The sequence below is a fragment of the uncultured Chitinophaga sp. genome (assembly GCF_937874145.1).
Classification (GTDB): Bacteria; Bacteroidota; Bacteroidia; order Chitinophagales; family Chitinophagaceae; genus Chitinophaga.
Genome location: NZ_CALNBI010000020.1, coordinates 1 through 4410, shown reverse-complemented (window position 1 = coordinate 4410; position 4410 = coordinate 1). Strand labels below are relative to the sequence as shown.

The 4410-nt window shown below is 52.6% G+C and carries 4 protein-coding genes; 2 read left to right on the top strand and 2 right to left on the bottom strand.

The annotated features are described in order from the left end of the window. Together Q0510_RS00630 and Q0510_RS00625 are read left to right on the top strand one after the other, a co-directional pair. Positions 1–807 (top strand): sulfatase-like hydrolase/transferase (locus Q0510_RS00630; protein WP_298707303.1); only part of this gene is annotated, 807 nt, incomplete at its 5' end. A 33-nt stretch (positions 808–840) separates the two neighbouring features. Next, positions 841–2217, top strand: coding sequence for a sulfatase-like hydrolase/transferase (locus Q0510_RS00625; protein ID WP_298707301.1), 1377 nt, complete (start codon positions 841–843; stop codon positions 2215–2217). On the opposite strand, the gene Q0510_RS00620 is transcribed toward Q0510_RS00625, so the two are convergent. Continuing rightward, positions 2175–3659 (bottom strand): S41 family peptidase, encoded by a 1485-nt coding sequence (locus tag Q0510_RS00620; RefSeq protein ID WP_298707299.1) that lies wholly within the window; start codon positions 3657–3659, stop codon positions 2175–2177. The two genes, Q0510_RS00625 and Q0510_RS00620, sit on opposite strands and share 43 nt — an antisense overlap. Positions 3660–3744: 85 nt before the next feature. Further along, positions 3745–3855 carry a helix-turn-helix domain-containing protein gene (locus Q0510_RS24820; RefSeq protein WP_366940979.1) on the bottom strand — a complete coding sequence of 37 codons (111 nt, stop codon included), beginning with the start codon at positions 3853–3855 and terminating at the stop codon, positions 3745–3747. Between the last annotated feature and the right edge of the window lie 555 nt (positions 3856–4410).

Genomic DNA, 4410 nt, shown 5'->3' with positions numbered 1-4410 from the left:
TTCTTTCTCTATATGGGCCATTACGCCGTACATCTCCCGTTCCAGGAAGATCCCCGCTTCCTGCAGCGTTACATCGATATGGGGCTTTCGCGCCCGGAAGCGGCTTATGCCGCACTGGTGGAAGGGATGGACAAAAGCCTCGGCGATCTCCTCGATTACCTGGACCGTAACCATCTCGCAGAGAACACTATCGTGATTTTCATGTCGGACAACGGCGGTTATTCCCATCCGCCGCGGGAAGGCGGGCATAATACCCAGAATTACCCGCTCAGGGGAGGGAAAGGCTCCATGTACGAAGGCGGCATCCGGGAGCCAATGATGGTGCGTTGGAACGGTGTAACGGCGCCGGGCAGCGTAAACGGGCAGTATGTGATCATCGAAGATTTTTACCCGACCATCCTCGAAATGGCCGGGATGAAAAAATACCGGACGATGCAGCAGGTAGACGGGGAAAGCATGGTGCCTTATCTCCGCAACGCCGCGAAACGGAACAACCATCGCGCGCTGGTATGGAATTATCCCAACAACTGGCCCGGCGGAAATAATGGATATGACAACGCCTTCATGACCGCAGTGCGCCAGGGCGACTGGAAACTGATATATTTTGAGAAAGAAGGGCGCCTGGAATTGTATGACCTGAAAAACGATATCAGGGAAGCGCATGACCTTTCGCGCGACAACCCGGGGAAGACGCGGGAACTGGCTAAGCTGTTAACCGCCCGGTTGAAAAAGTACAAAGCGCAAATGCCCGTATATATTCAATCCGGAAAAACAATACCATTCCCGGATGAAATTTCGGCGCGTTAAGGGAACCAGCAACACCACAAAAAGAATCGGCTCATGAATACAAGGACCCTGATCATTACAACCTGGCTTTGCCTGAATGCCCTGTTAGCTGGTGCACAGCAGCAGCCTAATATCATTCTTATCCTTACGGACGATATGGGATCTGCGGATGTCGGGTGTTATGGCGGCACCACGGTTCGGACGCCCAACCTGGACCGGATGGCGGCGGAAGGCGTCCGGTTCACGCAATATTACAGCGCATCCCCGATCTGTTCTCCGTCAAGGGCGGGTATCCTGACCGGCAATCACCCCGCCAGGTGGAACCTGACCAGTTACCTGCAGACGAAAAAGGGTAACGCGGAATGTGAACAGGCCGACTTTCTCCGGGTGGATGCACCATCCATGGCCAGGTTGCTCAAAAACGCCGGTTACCGTACCGGCCACTTCGGGAAATGGCATCTCGGCGGGGGCAGGGATGTTAAAAATGCGCCCTCTATCAACGCTTACGGATTCGACGAGTACAGCAGCACCTGGGAAAGCCCGGACCCCGATCCGCTGCTGACGTCAGGCAACTGGATATGGTCAAAAACAGACAGCGTGAAACGCTGGGACCGCACGGCTTACTTCGTTGACCGGACGCTGGCTTTCCTCGCGGCCAATAAAGGCACGCCCTGTTTCGTCAACCTCTGGCCGGGCGATGTGCATACGCCCTGGGTGCCGGATGAAATGAACATGAACAGGATGCCGAAAGGAGCGGAAGGCCAGCGGCAGTTCGAAGCGGTACTGGCGGAATACGACAGGCAGATCGGCAGGTTGCTGGATGGCCTCAGGAAGCTGGGGATCGATCAGCATACGCTTGTAATTTTCACATCCGACAATGGCGCGTTACCGACTTTCGGATTCCGTTCCGGGAAATACCGCGGCACGAAATTGTCGCTGTATGAAGGCGGTATCAGGATGCCGCTGATTGCCTGGCAACCCGGCCGCATACAGGCCGGGCAGGTAGACAGTATTTCGCTGCTGAACGCTACCGACCTTTTGCCCACCTTCTGCCGGATAGCCGGCATCCCGGGAAGAACGCTGCCCAAAACCGACGGGATCGACCGGTCAGGCGTTTTGCTGGGCGTTCCCTCGTCCGGGGACCGCACATTTTTCTGGGAATACGGCCGCAACAACACGTCTTTCAATTATCCCAAGGGCCGTAACCGCAGCCCGTCGCTGGCCATCCGCGATGGCAAATGGAAGCTGCTGGTCAATGCCGATGGTACGTCTGAAGAGTTGTACGATCTGGTTGAAGATCCCTCGGAACAAAATAGTATCGCGGCCAGGCATCCCCGCACCGCAGCCCGGTTGAAAAAGCGATTGATCGGGTGGTACAGGGGGCTGCCTCAGTTGCCCGCCGGTTCCCTTTCCGCCCGTACCAATCGGTAAACATATTCCAGGTACGGATCTTTCCCGGTCATGACGTCTTCCAGCATATAGGTCACAAAATAATCGGGTATCGTGCCGCGGCCGGGCCGGGCAGGTGTGCCTACGGCCATGTGATAGTACACTAACGGGATCGTCAGCTTCATCTTCGTCTGCGGCAGCTTGATCCCCACAAATTCATTGCCGTTCCCGCCTTCATAACCTCCGCCCGTTTCTTCCCCGATAAAAGTTCCGGTGCCATTGGCTTTGGCGACGGCGGTGAACTCGGCGGTGGCGGAGCCCGTAGCGCCATTGACCACGAAATACACTTTCCCCGTGAATGCCGCTGCCGCAGGTTGTATCTTTTGAAGCCCTGTGTTCGCAGCTTCGTTGATAGTAAATGTACCGTCGGTTTCGGGCGTCAGGATTTTATCCAGCCGGGCCAGCGTTGCTTTAGGCACCGTCGAGTATTGCAGGAATTCCGAATCGCGGGTAATGGTATGCAATCGTTGATAATAAGGTACCGGCCTGGTGATGAACCACGACAACAGTTCCTGCCCCTGCGAATCGTACCCGCCGCTGTTGTTCCGCAGGTCTACCACCAGGTGCCTGATCTTTTGTTGGCTCATTTGCTGCATGCAATGTTCCAGGTATTCGCGGAGTTGCCGGCGGGCACTGGCCCCATCGCCGCCGAAAAATTCCCGGAGCGTGAGCACCGCGATGCCGCGGACAGGATCGATCTCGAACCGCTGTGGTTTTTTACGCGGGTAATGGCTGAGTATGGCGCGATTGACCGGGTTTTTATGCGTATTCTTATCGATTTCGCGGGTGCCCAGCGCAGGGGATAGGTGCTCATGAATAGCGCCGTCAAGGTCGCGGTAGCGGATCACGAAAGCGTCCGGGCGGCCAATGAGCAGGTAATAATAGTAGGAAAACATGAGATTATCGATCTGCCAGGCTTTCAGCGTTTGGTTATAGCCGTCTGCCGGAAGATGGCGGAAAAGGCGCTGCCGGATACTGTCGGCCGGCATGCTGTTGATCGATAAAAGTTCTGCTCCCGGTTTGATCGTTTTGTCGCGGGTCCGGTTCACCGTGAGGTATGCTTTGTCCCCGATAAAAAATACCTGGTAGGGGAAGTGGCGCACTTCCTGGAAAAACAAATCCATCCAGTTTTCCTGCGGCGTCAGCACCGTATGTGCGCAGCGGATGGCGGACGTCAGGCGCGAAAACAAAGCAAAGCCCTCGTACAACGACATGCTTTCCCCGATACCGGCTTCGGTGGCGTTGAATAAGCTGTCGATTTGAGCCCTGGATTGATACCGGTATAATCCCGGGTGGCATTGCTGCAATGCTTTTTTCATGTAGCGGAAATCCTCCAGCATCGCTTCGCGGGAATAAGACTTTTGCGCAAAAAGCGGGGGCATGCAAAGAGAAAATAGGCTGATGGTTAGCAGGATCGTCTTCATTTTTTTATCAGCAAACCTCTTGTATTTTCCCCGGTGGTTTTGGCTGAAGAGCTCTCAAAACCGGTTTTGGGAACTATAAAGGGCGCTACTGTATCTGCTTTCGGTATTCTGAAGGGGTTAGGCCCGTGTACTGCTTGAATATCCGTTGGAAGGTCGCCTGCGAACTGAATCCGCATTCCAACGCGATGCCGGTCATGGTAAGATGGGAAAAACCGGCTTGCGCTACTCTGAAAAAACAAAAAAGACAAACCAGTCTAAACCGATTTGTCTTTTTCTGAGTGCCCAGAACTGGAACAGTCACTCTCTGGAAATCAATTTGTTATAAACTTTATGTGTCAAAGACGTGTCGTAATTCAATAATCTGAACTGAAACACGATTTTTAGTTTTTAACCTGTCTTGAACCAAAGATATAAAAAGTGTCTAAGAATGACACACAAAATGTGACATTTTACTTATATTATGTGCTAAATCAACAATGTGTAGCAAATTTCTGTCCTGAAATATAAAATTTTCCCTCAGTCCAGAGTATAGACTTGCGGTCGGAAATGCTCTAAGTAAATTATGGCATACGGCAGTTCAGCAATCCGATTAATTTAGTGTGTCTTATTCAAATGTATTGGAAAGAGGCAATGAATTCTTTCGAAAAGATGGCTATCAGTTATCTAAAAGCGGTTCGTGCTTTAGGAAAGCGGCTTTTCAATTTTAATATCAGTCGTTACTAAATTTCAATATTATGGTCTCTAGAACCCC

Excerpts from the sequence above, each read along its gene's own strand:
- Q0510_RS00625 (WP_298707301.1), top strand. The coding sequence starts at position 841 with ATGAATACAAGGACCCTGATCATTACAACCTGGCTTTGCCTGAATGCC.
- Q0510_RS00620 (WP_298707299.1), bottom strand. The coding sequence starts at position 3,659 with ATGAAGACGATCCTGCTAACCATCAGCCTATTTTCTCTTTGCATGCCC.
- Q0510_RS24820 (WP_366940979.1), bottom strand. The coding sequence starts at position 3,855 with ATGACCGGCATCGCGTTGGAATGCGGATTCAGTTCGCAGGCGACCTTC.